The sequence below is a fragment of the Streptomyces sp. B3I8 genome, assembly GCF_030816915.1.
Taxonomy (GTDB): domain Bacteria; phylum Actinomycetota; class Actinomycetes; order Streptomycetales; family Streptomycetaceae; genus Streptomyces.
Genome location: NZ_JAUSYN010000002.1, coordinates 4688318 through 4702763, shown reverse-complemented (window position 1 = coordinate 4702763; position 14446 = coordinate 4688318). Strand labels below are relative to the sequence as shown.

Genomic DNA, 14446 nt, shown 5'->3' with positions numbered 1-14446 from the left:
ACCACAGGACACCCGCCCCCTCTTGGCCGGTGCCGGGCACCCGCCCCTTCTTGGCCGGTGCCGGACACCCGCCCCTTCTTGGCCGGCGGTCCGGGCATTCTCCCGGCACCCGCCCGGCCTCGTCGCGTCAACTCCGCGCCCGACGCGGCCTCACCTGGGGACGGGCCTGAGCAGCAGCCGGTGCGGGCGCAGGGTGATGCCCACCCGGGTCGCGTCGTTCGAACCCGCGACCTGTTCGAGCCGCCAGGTGCGCGCCACGGCGGCCGTGATCAGCGTGAGCTGGGCCATCGAGAAGTGGTCGCTGGGGCACTTGCGGTTGCCCGTGCTGAACGGGCTCATGGCGTGCTTGGGTACGTCCCTGGCGCGCTCCGGAAGCCATCGGTCGGGGTCGAACTCCAGGTTCCGGTCGTACGACCTCGGGTCGCGCTGGATCGCGTACGGGCTGTACACGATGTCGGCGCCGGCCGGAATGCGGAACCCGCCGAGTTCCGTCTCGGTCACCGCCCGGCGGGTGAGAATCCATACCGCGGGACGCAGCCGCATCGCCTCGACGACGACATTGTTGGTGTGCGTCAGACTGCGTACGTCCGCGAATGCGACGGGCCGGCCGCCGGTGACGGACTCGACCTCCGCTGCCACCTTTTCGGCCTGTTCGGGGTGGGCCGCGAGAACCTGAAGCAGCCACATGACCGTGGAGGCCACGGTCTCGCTTCCGGGCGTGAGTATCGCGACGACCTGGTCGTGGATCTCCTGTTCCCCGATGGGCTCGTCATTCTCGTCCTTCGCCGCCAGCAAAGCCGTCAGCAAATCGTCCGGCTTTTGACCGGATGCCCGGCGTTCGGCGACGATCTCGTCGACCAGGAGGTGCAGATCGGCCAGCGCCCGGTCGAATGCGCGGTTGCCCGGGAGCGGCAGCCGGTAGAGCGGTCCCGCGGGTATCACCATGCGCCGGTACATACCGCGGAAGACGGTGGCGAGGGCGACGCAGAGCCGCTCGGCGCGCTCGTCCATGTAGTCGCCGCGCAGCAGACAGCGGGCCGCGATGCGCACGGCGACACGGAAGGACTCGGAGGTGCAGTCGACGGTCTCGCCGGGGCGCCAGCGCTCGGTGAGGGCGTGCGCCTCCTCCTCCATGACCGGCCCGTACTCGGGGATGACGTCGAGCCGGAAGGCCGGCTGGATGGTGCGCCGCTGCCGTCGGTGGGTGGGCCCGTTGGCGGTGGCCACGCCCTCCTTGCCGAGCAGGCCCTCCAGGGACTCCCAGAGCGGCCCGCCGATCCTGTAGTCGGGGCTGAGGGCGACGGCGCCGGTGAGCTCGGGGGTGGTGACGGCGTACACGGTCTTCGGTCCCAGCGCGAGCCGTACGACGTCGCCGTGGGCGCGCAGCCGGGACAGGAAGCCGAGGGGGTCGCGCACCAGTTTCCACCCGTGTCCGAGGAGCGGGACGGCGCCGCCCGCCAGGGGCGGGTCGGGCAGCGGGGCGGCGGGGCGGGGCTCGGGGGCCGTCGGCTGGATGCTCGATTCCAGGGTCATTTCTCACCTTCCGTTTCGTTCGTGACGTACGGGGGTGTGGCGCTGTCCTCCCAGCTGTCGACGCGGTACCGGCCGGATTCGTGGTGGAACCAGTAGACGGTGCTGAACCAGTTCCGCATATTGATGACGCATGACTTCACGGCGATGCTGAGTTCCTTGCCGGGTACGGTGCCGTCGTCGAGCGTGTCGGCGAAACGCAGGGCATCCCGCTCGGCGATCAGGAATTCGTCGATGCAGTCCGAGATACGCCGCCGCAGTTCCGTGACGGCTTCCGGAAGTGTCATTTTACGATGCCGTACCAGACTGATACCGAGATTGTGGACCTCATTCCCCGCAATTTCCTTGGGCAGCGAGCACAGGTCGTTGTACCAGGCGGCGAATTCCTGGCTGAGCAGTGCCGCCCGCCGGTAAACGGGATGTTTTCGCACGGGGTCCGGTAACTCCCGTCCCGCGCTCGGTTCGAGCAGATCGGTCCAGATCCAGTGGGCGAAGGTGAGCCGGCGCAGTTCGAGGTACTCCTCGACCGTGGGGACCCGGCCGGCGAGGCGGTTGCGGAACTCCCTGTCGTAGGCCTCGATCACCGCGTGAAAGTGCCGGGCGAAGCGTGCGTTCCAGGTCCGCCCGCAGAACGCGAACAGGCGCAGCACACTGTCCGCGAACCCCGCGACCAACGGGTCCTCGTGGTGCAGGTGGGACGTGGGTGAGTCCAGGGCCGTGTGCAGTCGTGTCCGCAGCCGGCGCCAGGCGGCCGTCCTGCCGTGGACCACGTCACGGTCGTGCCGGTCGTCCCAGACGAAGAACCAGGCACTGTAGTCCGCTATCGCCTGGAGCACGTCGTCGGGGGCGCCGAGGTAGTAGCCGGCCATCAAGTCCGTGTAGCACAGACCGTCGGCATATTCGCGCACCTTCTCCGCCGGCATCAGCCGCCTTTCCAGCAACCAGGAACGGGTGTTCTCCTGGAGCCGGGGCCAATACGGGTGCAGTCGCCGGGGAAACGCGGCCTCGATCATCGGCAGCGAGAGCGCCGGTGGAACCGTGACCGCGGTGGTGGTGGGTGAAGTGCTGTGTGGGAAAGCTGACACGAACAAGCCCCTCTCAGCAGCCGGTCGGCGGCGCACCGCCCCCCGTGCCCGGGCGCGCGCCGTTGCGTATCCCCGCACTTTCCATTCAGCTACACAACTGACCGCTTTGGGAACGGATTTGCCATGTTGATCGCCTACGTGGCAACTGAACATACGTACAACGGCGCCCGTCCGGGGAGGGTTTCCCCGGACGGGCGCCGTGAGTGCCACTGCGATCAACCCGTCACAGATTTATTCAGCCTTCAATCAGTCCAGTTCCGATCACATTCGATCGCGTCCGATCGCACCCGGTCATAGTCAGTCTGCTTCGGTCGCGCGGTCTGCTTCGTCGCGCGGTCTGCTCGCTCGCGCTTCGTGTCAGTCGTTCGGCACGATCGGGTAGCGCGGCTCGTTCTCGGCCATCTGCCGCAGCGCGTCCTTGCGGTCGCGCTTGGAGAGCCGGTCGATGTAGAGGTACCCGTACAGGTGGTCCGTCTCGTGCTGGAGGCAGCGCGCGAAGTAGCCGGTGCCGCGGACCCTGATCGGGTTGCCCTTCTCGTCCTGCCCGGTCACCTCGGCGTAGTCGGGGCGGGCCAGCGCCACGTACGCGGTCGGCACGGACAGGCAGCCCTCGTTGTTGTCGTCCAACCGGCGCCGCTCGGTGGGCAGTTCGACGAGCTTGGGGTTGCAGACCACGCCGACGTGCCGCACGCCCTCGTCGTCCGGGCAGTCGTAGACGAAGACCTTCAGGTCGACGCCGACCTGGTTGGCGGCCAGGCCCACGCCCTCGGCGGTGCGCTGGCTGGCGAACATGTCGTCGACCAGCTTCGCCAGCTCGTCGTCGAACTCCGTGACGTCCCTGCACTCCTTGTGCAGCACCGGGTTGCCGACGACGGTGATCGGCCGGGAGGTGCCGCGCTCGCGGTAGGCGGCTTCGCGCGCCTCGCAGTCCTCCGTGTCGATGACGTACCCCTCGTCGTCGACGGGGAGCACGCCCGCCTGCTGCTGATCGGTGTCCTGCTGGGCCATGGCCGACGTACGCCTTCCTGCGCTGTGTCTTCTCGGGACTGAGCCTTCTCGGGGCGCCGAGTTGTCCCGCACAGCCTACGGGGAACGGCCGACCGGCCCGCGCGGAGCGCCTCGGCGACCTTGTCACGCGGACCTCGTCGCGCGGGCCCCGTCACACCGACCTCGTCACGCGCAACCGCGCGCTCAGCAGACCTCTTCCAGGTCCCGCCAGCCGCGCGAGTCCGGGGAGTCCGCCACCCAGCCGTCGAGCAGTCCGCGCACCAGCGCGGCGGGCGCCGCGAGGCCGCACTCGCGCTCGGGCACCCAGAGCTGGCCGTCCGTGCGGTGACCGAGCGGCCCGGGGTGTCCGGGCTCGCTGTGGTCGTGCGGGTCGAGGTGTTCGCCGTCGCCCTCGTCGGAGGGCATCCGGGACTCCGAGCACAGCCGGCACAGCAGCCGCACCGAGGACGACCAGTCCTCGGCGGCGTAACCGGCGTCGGCCGCGAGCCGCTCCAGTGCGTCGCGGTCCTCCTCGGCGGCCGCCTCCAGGAGCACCACCCACGTCGGCACCGGGGAGGGCGCCCACAACTCGATCTCGTCGAAGACGGGGAAGGCGTGCCCGGCGGCCGTGGTCCGCTCCCCGTGCGGCACCCCGTCGTGCAGGACGACCTCGCCCCAGCGGCGTCCGGAGGACGGCAGCGGAATGGACAGCACCTCCATCCGCGCGGGATCCAGCCGGCGCCCCCACACCACCTCGGCCTCACCCTCGGGCGAAAGCCGTACGGCCGCGCTGCCGAGGTCCATCCCGGCCGGCTCACCGGCGACGCTCGCGCCCCCTGGTACGTGCAACCCGTAGGCCTGCCAGGCACGGCGGGCCAACGGCCAGTCCTGGAGGGCGGTGGCCGCGATGCCCACGTTCCACCAGTCGGGAGCGCCCGCCTCGCGGTCCAGCAGCGCCACGGCCCGCAGTCCGGCCGCCCTCGCCTGCTCCCAGTCGTGCCGGAACTTGTGCAGCAGGGCGAGGTTGAACCAGGACTCCGACAGCCAGGGTTCCAGGTCCGCCGCGCGGGTCAGCAGCGCGCCCGCGTCCTCGTAGCGGCCGTCACCGATCAGCGTGAACGCGCGGTCGGTGGCCTGCCGCCAGGAGGCGGAGGGCCGGTGCCGTGCCTTGCCGAAGATCCTCACGATTCCCGCCTGCCAGTCCTTGCGCTTCCCGCCTGTCGCTTCTTCCCTGACGTCCGTGTGGCCACGGGGCCCTCGTCCCGCACGGTCTCGTACGGCCCTTGCACATGGCCCTGTTCGCATCCAACCACGTACCGCCGGACGGGCGCTCATTACCCATGGGTTACCCACCGACGGGCATGCTAAGGCCCTGATGGACGGGAGTGCCGCGCCGGACGGGGTGTGAGCGGTGCGAGGGAGTGCGCGCCGGGCGCCCGGCGGACCTTACGCGCGGTGAACCGGCCGCGCGGCGGCCCGGGCGGGGTGCGGCGGGGAGGAACCCTGTGCTGCCACGAGCCACGGGGCGCCCCACCACGGGCCCGGCGGGCAGCGGCCGGATCCCGGGACCCTGCCCGGACAGGGGCCGGGGCCCGGAACCGCGCGCTCCGCGAGCAGGCCCGGGGCCCAGGCTCAGGCCTCCTGGGGCCCCGAGGCCGCCGGCGAGCCCGTCGCCACGTCGTGCTCCGGTACTGCCTGGCCGGAACGGATCAGGTCGATCCGCCCCATGACCTTGGACCTCAGATCGGTCGGCACGTCGTCATGCCCGCAGCACCGCTTCACCAGCTTCTTCACGGCCTGTTCCAGACCGTACTTCTCCAGGCACGGCGAGCACTCCTCGAAGTGGTGCTCGAACTTGGTGCAGTCGGAATCGGGCATCTCTCGGTCGAGGAACTCGTAGAGATGGTCCAGGATTTCGCTGCAATCCGTCTCGTGCGGCTCTCCGCAGCTCATGAGCCCGAGCCTTTCGCTTCGTTCGACTCTCCGGCACCGGCCGGGACCAGTCCGCGCTCACGGGCGTAGTCCTCGAGCATGCCGCGCAGTTGACGGCGGCCCCGGTGCAGCCGGGACATCACCGTACCGATGGGTGTCCCCATGATGTCCGCGATCTCCTTGTAGGCAAAGCCCTCTACATCGGCGAGATAGACGGCGATGCGGAACTCCTCGGGGATCGCCTGGAGCGCCGACTTCACGTCCGAGTCGGGCAGGTGGTCGAGCGCCTGCGACTCCGCGGAACGCAGACCCGTCGACATGTGCGACTCGGCCCGGGCGAGCTGCCAGTCCTCGATCTCCTCGGCCGCACTGCGCTGGGGTTCACGCTGCTTCTTGCGGTACGAGTTGATGAACGTGTTGGTGAGGATCCGGTACAGCCAGGCCTTGAGGTTGGTGCCCTCGCGGAACTGGTGGAAGGACGCGTACGCCTTCGCGTAGGTCTCCTGCACCAGGTCCTCGGCGTCGGCCGGGTTGCGCGTCATGCGCAGCGCGGCCGAGTACATCTGGTCGAGGAACTCGAGCGCGTCGCGTTCGAAGCGCGCGCTGCGCTCCGTGGTCGACTCGGCGACCGGCGTCCCGGCCGGTCCCCCGCTCGTTCCTCGGCCCTCGGGCTGCTCCGCCTGGCCGTTTTCGGTCCCTGCGTCGGTACCGGCGACCGGACCCACCTCCTCGAGTGATTGTGCGGAACCGAGACCGGTCCCACTCGAATCGGAGGATAGACGACGATCCGGCCCGCCCGCCGCCCGAACAGGGGCGGTCTTCGTCGCGTGCAGAACCGTCCAATCCAGGTCGGCGCTGCTGCGGCGGCTCGGGCAGATGGTCGAACCCATGCGGCGGACTTCCTCTCCTCGGACGGTGGCACGGGACGCGCCGTGCCGCGTGGTGGCCCCTGCCGGTACCGGCGGCGGGTGACGTTTCCCACCTGCCGGCCGGGCACCGCAGGCGCCGTCCGATTCGCACAACGCGGGCCCCGCGCCCCGCATTCCCGGGCGTCACCCGAGTGACGCGGCCCACCGCACGACGGTTCCCACGAGGCGCGCGAGGGCCTCCTCCTGGCCGGGTTCCGCGCGCTTGGGCACGGCGAAACCGTGGTCGGCGTGCGGCACCTCGACGATCTCGTACGGGCCCTCGGGGAACTCCTCGGGCCTGCCGAAGGCGTCCCTGCCGCCCTGGACGACGAGGGTGGGGACGCCGGTGCCGAGCAGTTCGGGGGCGCGGGTCCGCTCGGGGCGGCCCGGGGGGTGCAGCGGGAAGCTCAGGGCGAGGACGGCGTGGGCGCCCAGCTCCCCGGCGGTACGGCAGGCGACGCGGGCACCGGCGCTGCGGCCCGCCGCGATCACCGGCAGGCCGGGGCGGGTGAGCGCGGGCCACAGGGCGCGCCAGGCGGCGTCCAGGGTCTTCGGCGCCGGTGCCACCTTCTTGCCGGCGACGCGCCAGGGCTGTTCGACCAGGGCCACGCTCACGCCGTGCCGGGGCAGTTCCGCGGCGAGCGCCCGCAGCTCCCGCGCCTCGATGCCGCCGCCGGCACCGTGGCCGGCGGCGAGGACGAGGCGGGGGGCGGGGGCGGGGTGCCAGGTGATGCGGGCGTCGCCGACCGGGGTCTCGACGGTGTCCGTGGTCCGCGTCGTGGGGGTCGTCATCCGGCCATGGTGCCGCCTCGGGCACGGGGACGGAGGGATTGCCGGAGTGAGCGACGGCGGGACGGCCCAGGGATCGACGGAGGGGCGGCCCAGGATCGACGGAGGGACGGCTCAGGGGTCAGAAGAGCGTGCCCTCCTCCGGGCCGGACAATTCCTCCAGCAGTTCGGGGCCGTTGTTGCGGACGTTGCTCACGGCGGTGCCCACCGGGTACGCCCGCATGAGCCCCTCCGGCGGCGGCGCCAGCAGCTCCCGCAGCTCCGTGGTGTCGGTGCGCCGGGGGTCGAGCCAGGCGTCCCACCGGTCCGGCGTCAGCATCAGCGGCATCCGGGGGTGGATGTCCGCGAGCGACGTCGGCCCCTCCTGCGGCGGGACGGCGAGCGGGGCCGTCTCGGCCTCCGTGGTGATCACGGAACACGTCACCCACCAGGAGCGGGGGTGGCCGTCGGGCAGCGTCGGATCGCGCCAGAACTCGTACAGGCCGGCCATCGCGAACACCGATCCGTCGGCAGGCGTCACGAAGTACGGCTGCTTGCGCGCCCGCTTCCGCCTGCCCTCGACCTCCAGCTCCCGTTCCTCCCGGCCGGTGTCCCACTCGTAGTAGCCGTCGGCGGGGAGGATGCAGCGACGGGTGGCGAAGGCCTGGCGGTAGGCGGGCTTCTCGTGCACGGTCTCGGCCCGCGCGTTGATCATCCGGGCGGCGCCCTCGGGCGATCTCGACCAGGCCGGTACGAGCCCCCACCGCAGCCGGCGGAGCTGGCGAACCGGACGCGGCGAGGCGGCGTCCTTCAAGGGGCGGTCGAGGACGACGAGGACCTCTTTGGTGGGGGCCACGTTGTAGTCGGGCACGAGGGGCCCGGTGGGTTGCTGGGACTCCTGGGAGCCCTGGGAGCCCTCGGCATCCCGGAACTCCCGGGAGCCTCGGTGCTCCTGAGACTCGTGGGGCTCCTGGGCGGAGGGCACCCCCACCTCCTCTATCCCGAAGATCCCCGCGAGATCCTCGGGTCCACGACTCGCCGCATACCGTCCGCACATACGTGCCACACTGCCAGGCCGACCCGCCGCCCCTCAACGACGACGGTGGGCGCCGTCCCCGCACGGCCCGACCTCCCGGAGTCAGCACCGATCATGAACCCCCTCGCCATCCCCTCACTGCCGGAGCTCTGGGACCGGCTGTTCGGCTCCCAGCCCGACCCGGACCTCTGGGTGGTGCTGGTCACGCTGGCCGCCGCGCTCGCGGCCGTCGTCCCGCACGGGATCTGGCGCGTGTCCCGCAACGCCGTCACCATCGCCCACGAGGGCGGCCACGGCCTGGTGGCGCTGCTCACCGGACGCACGCTGACGGGCATACGCCTGCACTCGGACACCAGCGGTCTCACCGTGAGCCGGGGCAAGCCGCACGGGCTCGGCATGATCCTCACCGCCGCCGCGGGCTACACCGCTCCTCCGCTGCTGGGGCTCGGCGGTGCGGCACTGCTCGCGGCCGGGCACATCACGGCACTGCTGTGGCTGGCGACGGCGCTGCTGCTGGTGATGCTCGTGATGATCCGCAACGCGTACGGCGTACTGACGGTGGTCGTCACCGGCGGTCTGTTCCTGGCGGTGTCCTGGCTGACCGGCGCGCAGGTGCAGGCGGCTTTCGCGTACGCGGTGGTGTGGTTCCTGCTGCTGGGCGGCGTACGCCCGGCCTTCGAGCTCCAGGCCAAGCGCAGGCACGGCAACGCCGGCGACTCCGACGCCGACCAGCTCTCCCGGCTGACGAACGTGCCCCCGGGGCTGTGGCTGTTCCTCTTCCACTCGGTCTCCCTGTGCTCCCTGATCGGCGGCACGCGCTGGCTCCTCCACCTGTGAGCGCGGAGCTCCCGCGGCCTGTGAGCGCGGAGCTCCCGCGGTCGACCGGCGGGCGAATCGCCCCTCCGCGATCAAGATCCGCCCCCACCCCCAGCCACTAGAATGCGGGCCATGACCGCAACCCCCGCCCACACCGCCCTCTGGCCCGCTCCCCTCGCGCGCGGAGCCGTCGACGCGACGGTCCACGTACCGGGGTCCAAGTCGGTCACCAACCGCGCGCTCGTCCTCGCCGCCCTCGCCTCCGAGCCGGGCTGGCTGCGCCGCCCCCTCCGCTCCCGGGACACCCTTCTCATGGCCGGTGCCCTGCGCGCCATGGGCGTCGGGATCGAGGAGACGGTGTCGTCGAGCAGCTCCCCCGCGGGCGCGGGCACCCCCACCGGCCCCGGCGAGGCCTGGCGCGTCATTCCCTCCACCCTCCACGGCCCCGCCGCGGTGGACGTCGGCAACGCCGGTACGGTCATGCGTTTCCTGCCACCCGTCGCCACCCTGGCCGACGGCCCCGTCCGCTTCGACGGCGACCCCCGTTCGTACGAACGTCCGCTGCACGGCGTGATCGACGCCCTGCGCGCCCTGGGCGCCCGCATCGACGACGAGGGCCGGGGCGCGCTCCCGCTCACCGTGCACGGCGGCGGTGGTCTGGACGGCGGCCCGGTCGAGATCGACGCCTCCGCCTCGTCCCAGTTCGTCTCGGCGCTGCTGCTCTCCGCACCGCGCTTCAACCAGGGCGTCGAGGTCCGCCACACCGGCTCCTCGCTGCCGTCCCTGCCGCACATCCGGATGACGGTGGACATGCTGCGCGCGGTCGGCGCCCAGGTGGACACCCCGGAGTCGGGCGGCGAGCCGGGCGTCTGGCGGGTCACGCCCGGCGCACTGCTCGGCCGGGACCTGACCGTCGAGCCGGACCTGTCCAACGCGCAGCCCTTCCTCGCCGCCGCCCTGGTCACCGGCGGCACGGTCGTCGTCCCCGACTGGCCCGAGCACACCACCCAGCCCGGCGACCGGCTGCGGGAGATCTTCACCGAGATGGGCGGTTCCTGCGAACTGACCGAGAGGGGTCTGGAGTTCACCGGTTCGGGTGCCGTGCACGGCATCGAGGTGGACCTCGGCGAGGTCGGCGAGCTGACCCCCGGCATCGCGGCGGTCGCCGCCCTCGCCGACTCCCCGTCGACCCTGCGCAACGTCGCCCACCTGCGGCTGCACGAGACGGACCGGCTGGCGGCGCTCACCAAGGAGATCAACGAGCTGGGCGGGGACGTCACCGAGACCGCCGACGGGCTGCACATCCGCCCGCGCAAGCTGCACGGCGGCATCTTCCACACCTACGACGACCACCGCATGGCCACGGCCGGTGCGATCATCGGACTCACGGTGGACGGCGTGCAGATCGAGAATGTGGCGACCACGGCCAAGACACTGCCGGACTTCCCCGAACTGTGGACCGGAATGCTCGGGAACTGACGGGCGGACCGGGATCATGCGCCGTTACGGCAAGCACACCGACGAGGACGACATCCGCAGCCGGCCCAATCGCAAGGGCAACCGGCCGCGCACGCACATCCGGCCCAAGCACGAGGACGCGGCCGAGGGCCTGGTCCTCACCGTCGACCGCGGCCGGCTGACCTGCCTGGTCGAGGACCGGACCGTGATGGCGATGAAAGCCAGGGAACTGGGCCGCAAGGCCGCGGTCGTCGGCGACCGGGTGGCCCTGGTCGGGGACCTGTCCGGCGCCAAGGACACCCTCGCCCGCATCGTCCGCATCGCGGAGCGCACCTCCGTGCTGCGCCGCACGGCGGACGACGACGACCCCTACGAGCGCGTGGTCGTCGCCAACGCCGACCAGCTCGCCATCGTCACCGCCCTCGCCGACCCCGAGCCGCGCCCCCGCCTGATCGACCGCTGCCTGGTCGCCGCGTTCGACGGCGGCCTCACCCCGTTGCTCGTCCTCACCAAGTCCGACCTGGCATCGTCGGACGCACTGCTGGAGCTCTACGGCGACCTGGACATCCCCTACGTCGTCACCAGCCGCGAGGAACTGGAGAACGGTGACGCCGCAGAGCGCGTGCGGGCGGAGCTGGACGGCAAGGTGACGGCGTTCGTGGGGCACTCCGGGGTGGGCAAGACCACGCTGGTCAACGCGCTGGTGCCGGAGGCCCGGCGGCGCATCACGGGGCACGTCAACGCGGTGACGGGCCGGGGCCGGCACACCACCACCTCCGCGCTGGCACTCCCGCTGGAGGGCGGCCGGGGCTGGGTGGTCGACACCCCCGGCGTACGGTCGTTCGGGCTCGCGCACGTCGATCCCTCGCGCGTGATCCACGCCTTCCCCGACCTGGAGCGGGGCACGGAGGGCTGCCCGCGCGCGTGCAGCCACGACGAGCCGGACTGCGCGCTCGACGAGTGGGTGGCCGAGGGCCACGCCGATCCGGCACGGCTGTACTCCCTGCGCCGGCTGCTCGCGGCCCGGGAACGCACGGAGGGCGACTGATCCCCGCACAACCGTTTCTCCCCCGGCGTGCGCGGGCGCGTGACCACCTTCGCGTTTGCGCCGGTCCGAGGCAGGTAAATGCATAATCGCACCGGCCGGATGCGACCGGGTGGAGCGGACGAAGCAGTCACAGGGCGTGTGGCGCGAGGCGGGCGCAGTTGTCGGCGGCGTGGCGCGCGCGTCGTTCGCGACGTTACGGAGGGACAGTTCATGGCGTGGCTGCTGGTCATCGTGGCCGGGATCCTGGAGACCGGCTTCGCCGTGTGCCTCAAGCTGTCCCACGGTTTCACCCGGCTCTGGCCCACCATCGCCTTCTGCTGTTTCGCCCTCGGCAGCTTCGGCCTGCTGACCCTGTCCCTGCGACGGCTGGACGTGGGCCCGGCGTACGCGGTGTGGACGGGCATCGGCGCGGCGGGCACGGCGATCTACGGCATGGTGTTCCTGGACGACCTGGTGTCCACGCTCAAACTGGTGTCCATCGCCTTCGTCATCCTCGGCGTGATCGGCCTGCAGCTCTCCGGCTCGGCGCAGTGACGGCCCCGCCCCCGGGATGTGCCGAGCCCGGCCGTGTCCTCATCTCGACTGGCGCGGCAGCGCGGTGCGTACGAGGTCGGTGACCGAACCGTCCCCCGGAGGGGCGACGACGCAGGACAGAGACAGCCGCACCACGAGTTCGGCGGACCTGGCGAGGTCCACGAGCTCCGGTTTCGTGGTGCCGATCCCGGACAGCGCGGCCACGGCACGGTCCCGGACCAGTGTCACGAAGTCGGAGGGCGAGGGCAGCGGCCCGTCGGCCCGCCGCTGCGCGGGCACCGCGGAGGACGACGGCACCGCCGACAACGTCGGCGCGGGAAGCCGCTCGCTCCAGCAGCCGGTCAGCATGGCGCGCACGAGGGGGTTGCCGCGGGTGGCGGCCAGGGTCCACTCGGCGATCGCGGCGAGCCGTTCGCGGCCGTCGGCGGGCGAGGCGAGGACGCGTTCGACGCCGGTGAGGTAGCCGTCGGCCTCGCGCCGCACCAGGGCGCGGGAGAGCCCCTCCTTGCTGCCGAACTCGTTGTACAGCGTCTGCCGGGAGACCCCCGCGGCGGCGGCCACGTCGACCATGCGCACGGCGGTCCACGGCCGGCTCGTCAACGCCGCGAAGGCTGCGTCGAGCAGGGACTCCCGCGCTGCAGGCATCGTCGCCTCCCGGATACGGCCACTCCTGTCGCCCACAGTTGACGCCCCCACACGGACTGTCAAGGCCCCGGGACGCAAGCGAGCAACCGGGACGGGGTCGCAGCGGCCGAGCGCCGGATCCGGTCCGGGGCGCACCCCGGGCCCGGGCCCGCTTCGGCCCTCCGGCGCCCCCGCCGGCCTCGCCGGGGCCGACGGCTTCGCTGGCCCCGGCGCGATGCGGGAAGATACCGTGCAGCCATGGCCGACTATCTCGATGACCTGCGTCTCGCCCACGTCCTCGCGGATGCCGCCGACGCCGCGACGATGGCCCGGTTCAAGGCGCTCGACCTCAAGGTCGAGACCAAACCGGACATGACGCCGGTGAGCGAGGCCGACAAGTCGGCCGAGGAGCTGATCCGCGGTCAGCTCCAGCGGGCCCGGCCGCGGGACGCCGTCCTGGGCGAGGAGTACGGCGTCGAGGGCACCGGTCCCCGCCGCTGGGTCGTCGACCCGATCGACGGCACCAAGAACTACGTGCGCGGGGTACCGGTCTGGGCAACGCTCATCGCCCTGACGGAGGCGGACGAGGGCACCTTCCAGCCGGTCGTCGGCCTGGTCTCCGCCCCCGCGCTCGGCCGCCGTTGGTGGGCGGCGAAGGGGCACGGCGCGTTCACCGGCCGCAGCCTGTCGCAGGCGTCACGGCTGCGGGTCTCCGGGGTCTCCCGGCTGTCCGACGCCTCCTTCGCGTACTCCTCGCTCGGCGGCTGGGAGGAGCGCGGCCGGCTGAACGGATTCCTGGACCTGACCCGCAAAGTGTGGCGCACGCGCGCGTACGGCGACTTCTGGCCGTACATGATGGTCGCCGAGGGCTCGGTCGACCTGTGCGCGGAGCCCGAGTTGTCGCTGTGGGACATGGCGGCGACCGCGATCGTCGTGACGGAGGCGGGCGGCACCTTCACCGGGCTCGACGGCCGTCCGGGCCCGCACAGCGGCAACGCCGCCGCGTCGAACGGCCTGCTCCACGACGAGCTGCTTGATCACCTGAACGAGCGATACTGAAGCGCGGCGGTACGGCGAGCTCCCCCGAAAACGCCGCACGCGCCCCCTTGTTGACCCGCCTTGTGCCTGCGACTCTGAGAATCCCCCCATTTGTGAACTTGTGAATCACTTCACGGGCGCACGCCGCCGTCCCCCGGCGCAGGGGTGGACCGACCCGGATCTCGTAGGAGGTGGCTCACGCCATGCTCGTCCGCGACGCCATGAGTACGGTCGTCCTCACCATCGGCCCCGCACACACCCTGCGGCAGGCAGCCGCACTGATGTCCGCCCGGCGCATCGGCGCGGCCGTCGTCCTCGACCCCGATGCCGGCGGCCTCGGCATCCTCACCGAAAGGGACATCCTCAACGCCGTCGGCCGGGGCCTCAGCCCCGACGCCGAACCGGCCCACGCCCACACCACCACCGACGTCGTCTTCGCCGCACCTTCCTGGACCTTGCAGGAGGCGGCCCGCGCCATGACCCACGGCGGCTTCCGGCACCTGATCGTCATGGACCGCGACGAGCCCGCGGGCATCGTCTCGGTCCGCGACATCCTGCGCTGCTGGGCCCCGGCCCCCGCCTCGCGGTCGGTGCCGGTCCCGGTGCTCTGACACGCGTCGGTGCCTGTGCGGGCGAACCCCGCACGGGCACCGTGCACCAGACTTTCCCGGGGCCAGGTCCG

Annotated in this window: 15 protein-coding genes; 6 read left to right on the top strand and 9 right to left on the bottom strand. The window is 71.9% G+C overall.

Features of this window, described 5'->3' with window-relative positions:
* Positions 1 to 150 precede the first annotated feature (150 nt).
* The 8 genes from QFZ64_RS23150 to QFZ64_RS23115 form a co-directional block, all read right to left on the bottom strand.
* Entirely contained in the window at positions 151 to 1533 is a 1383-nt protein-coding gene (locus QFZ64_RS23150) for a cytochrome P450 (RefSeq protein ID WP_307068704.1), read from the bottom strand.
* Positions 1530 to 2615 (bottom strand): epi-isozizaene synthase, encoded by a 1086-nt coding sequence (gene cyc1 / locus QFZ64_RS23145; protein WP_307068702.1) that lies wholly within the window; start codon positions 2613 to 2615, stop codon positions 1530 to 1532. Before cyc1 ends, QFZ64_RS23150 begins: the two co-directional genes overlap by 4 nt.
* Before the next feature lie 357 nt (positions 2616 to 2972).
* On the bottom strand, positions 2973 to 3623 hold the full coding sequence (def, locus tag QFZ64_RS23140; RefSeq protein WP_307068700.1) for a peptide deformylase: 651 nt from the start codon (positions 3621 to 3623) through the stop codon (positions 2973 to 2975).
* A 183-nt stretch (positions 3624 to 3806) separates the two neighbouring features.
* Complete coding sequence (locus QFZ64_RS23135; RefSeq protein WP_307068698.1) at positions 3807 to 4787, bottom strand: hypothetical protein; 981 nt, start codon at positions 4785 to 4787, stop codon at positions 3807 to 3809.
* A gap of 447 nt (positions 4788 to 5234) precedes the next feature.
* Positions 5235 to 5555: a mycothiol system anti-sigma-R factor gene (gene rsrA / locus QFZ64_RS23130; protein WP_307068697.1), complete on the bottom strand. Its 321-nt coding sequence runs from the start codon at positions 5553 to 5555 to the stop codon at positions 5235 to 5237.
* The gene (sigR, locus tag QFZ64_RS23125; protein WP_307068695.1) at positions 5552 to 6259 is read right to left on the bottom strand and encodes an RNA polymerase sigma factor SigR; all 708 of its coding nucleotides are present in this window, start codon (positions 6257 to 6259) and stop codon (positions 5552 to 5554) included. The genes rsrA and sigR overlap by 4 nt, the downstream gene beginning before the upstream one ends.
* 327 nt (positions 6260 to 6586) lie before the next feature.
* Positions 6587 to 7234 carry an alpha/beta family hydrolase gene (locus QFZ64_RS23120; RefSeq protein WP_307068694.1) on the bottom strand — a complete coding sequence of 216 codons (648 nt, stop codon included), beginning with the start codon at positions 7232 to 7234 and terminating at the stop codon, positions 6587 to 6589.
* Between the two features lie 118 nt (positions 7235 to 7352).
* Positions 7353 to 8267 carry an SOS response-associated peptidase gene (locus tag QFZ64_RS23115; protein ID WP_307068692.1) on the bottom strand — a complete coding sequence of 305 codons (915 nt, stop codon included), beginning with the start codon at positions 8265 to 8267 and terminating at the stop codon, positions 7353 to 7355.
* Between the two features lie 93 nt (positions 8268 to 8360).
* On the opposite strand from QFZ64_RS23115, the gene QFZ64_RS23110 reads away from it, so the two are divergent.
* From QFZ64_RS23110 to QFZ64_RS23095, 4 genes are all read left to right on the top strand, one after another.
* On the top strand, positions 8361 to 9083 hold the full coding sequence (locus QFZ64_RS23110) for a M50 family metallopeptidase (RefSeq protein ID WP_307068690.1): 723 nt from the start codon (positions 8361 to 8363) through the stop codon (positions 9081 to 9083).
* 111 nt (positions 9084 to 9194) lie between these two features.
* Positions 9195 to 10541 (top strand): 3-phosphoshikimate 1-carboxyvinyltransferase, encoded by a 1347-nt coding sequence (gene aroA, locus QFZ64_RS23105; protein WP_307068689.1) that lies wholly within the window; start codon positions 9195 to 9197, stop codon positions 10539 to 10541.
* Between the two features lie 16 nt (positions 10542 to 10557).
* Complete coding sequence (rsgA, locus tag QFZ64_RS23100) at positions 10558 to 11568, top strand: ribosome small subunit-dependent GTPase A (RefSeq protein ID WP_307068687.1); 1011 nt, start codon at positions 10558 to 10560, stop codon at positions 11566 to 11568.
* 210 nt (positions 11569 to 11778) lie between these two features.
* A complete protein-coding gene (locus QFZ64_RS23095) occupies positions 11779 to 12102 on the top strand; it encodes a multidrug efflux SMR transporter (RefSeq protein ID WP_307068685.1) in 324 nt (107 codons plus the stop codon).
* A gap of 39 nt (positions 12103 to 12141) precedes the next feature.
* On the opposite strand, the gene QFZ64_RS23090 is transcribed toward QFZ64_RS23095, so the two are convergent.
* On the bottom strand, positions 12142 to 12747 hold the full coding sequence (locus tag QFZ64_RS23090; RefSeq protein ID WP_307068683.1) for a TetR/AcrR family transcriptional regulator: 606 nt from the start codon (positions 12745 to 12747) through the stop codon (positions 12142 to 12144).
* A gap of 237 nt (positions 12748 to 12984) precedes the next feature.
* Between QFZ64_RS23090 and hisN the strand changes: the two genes are divergently transcribed.
* Positions 12985 to 13785, top strand: coding sequence for a histidinol-phosphatase (hisN, locus tag QFZ64_RS23085; RefSeq protein WP_307068681.1), 801 nt, complete (start codon positions 12985 to 12987; stop codon positions 13783 to 13785).
* 182 nt (positions 13786 to 13967) lie between these two features.
* Positions 13968 to 14375: a cyclic nucleotide-binding/CBS domain-containing protein gene (locus tag QFZ64_RS23080; RefSeq protein ID WP_307068679.1), complete on the top strand. Its 408-nt coding sequence runs from the start codon at positions 13968 to 13970 to the stop codon at positions 14373 to 14375.
* Positions 14376 to 14446 lie beyond the last annotated feature (71 nt).

Excerpts from the sequence above, each read along its gene's own strand:
- QFZ64_RS23150 (WP_307068704.1), bottom strand. The coding sequence starts at position 1,533 with ATGACCCTGGAATCGAGCATCCAGCCGACGGCCCCCGAGCCCCGCCCC.
- QFZ64_RS23080 (WP_307068679.1), top strand. The coding sequence starts at position 13,968 with ATGCTCGTCCGCGACGCCATGAGTACGGTCGTCCTCACCATCGGCCCC.
- QFZ64_RS23115 (WP_307068692.1), bottom strand. The coding sequence starts at position 8,267 with ATGTGCGGACGGTATGCGGCGAGTCGTGGACCCGAGGATCTCGCGGGG.
- hisN (WP_307068681.1), top strand. The coding sequence starts at position 12,985 with ATGGCCGACTATCTCGATGACCTGCGTCTCGCCCACGTCCTCGCGGAT.
- QFZ64_RS23090 (WP_307068683.1), bottom strand. The coding sequence starts at position 12,747 with ATGCCTGCAGCGCGGGAGTCCCTGCTCGACGCAGCCTTCGCGGCGTTG.
- rsrA (WP_307068697.1), bottom strand. The coding sequence starts at position 5,555 with ATGAGCTGCGGAGAGCCGCACGAGACGGATTGCAGCGAAATCCTGGAC.
- rsgA (WP_307068687.1), top strand. The coding sequence starts at position 10,558 with ATGCGCCGTTACGGCAAGCACACCGACGAGGACGACATCCGCAGCCGG.
- QFZ64_RS23110 (WP_307068690.1), top strand. The coding sequence starts at position 8,361 with ATGAACCCCCTCGCCATCCCCTCACTGCCGGAGCTCTGGGACCGGCTG.
- aroA (WP_307068689.1), top strand. The coding sequence starts at position 9,195 with ATGACCGCAACCCCCGCCCACACCGCCCTCTGGCCCGCTCCCCTCGCG.
- QFZ64_RS23095 (WP_307068685.1), top strand. The coding sequence starts at position 11,779 with ATGGCGTGGCTGCTGGTCATCGTGGCCGGGATCCTGGAGACCGGCTTC.
- def (WP_307068700.1), bottom strand. The coding sequence starts at position 3,623 with ATGGCCCAGCAGGACACCGATCAGCAGCAGGCGGGCGTGCTCCCCGTC.
- QFZ64_RS23120 (WP_307068694.1), bottom strand. The coding sequence starts at position 7,234 with ATGACGACCCCCACGACGCGGACCACGGACACCGTCGAGACCCCGGTC.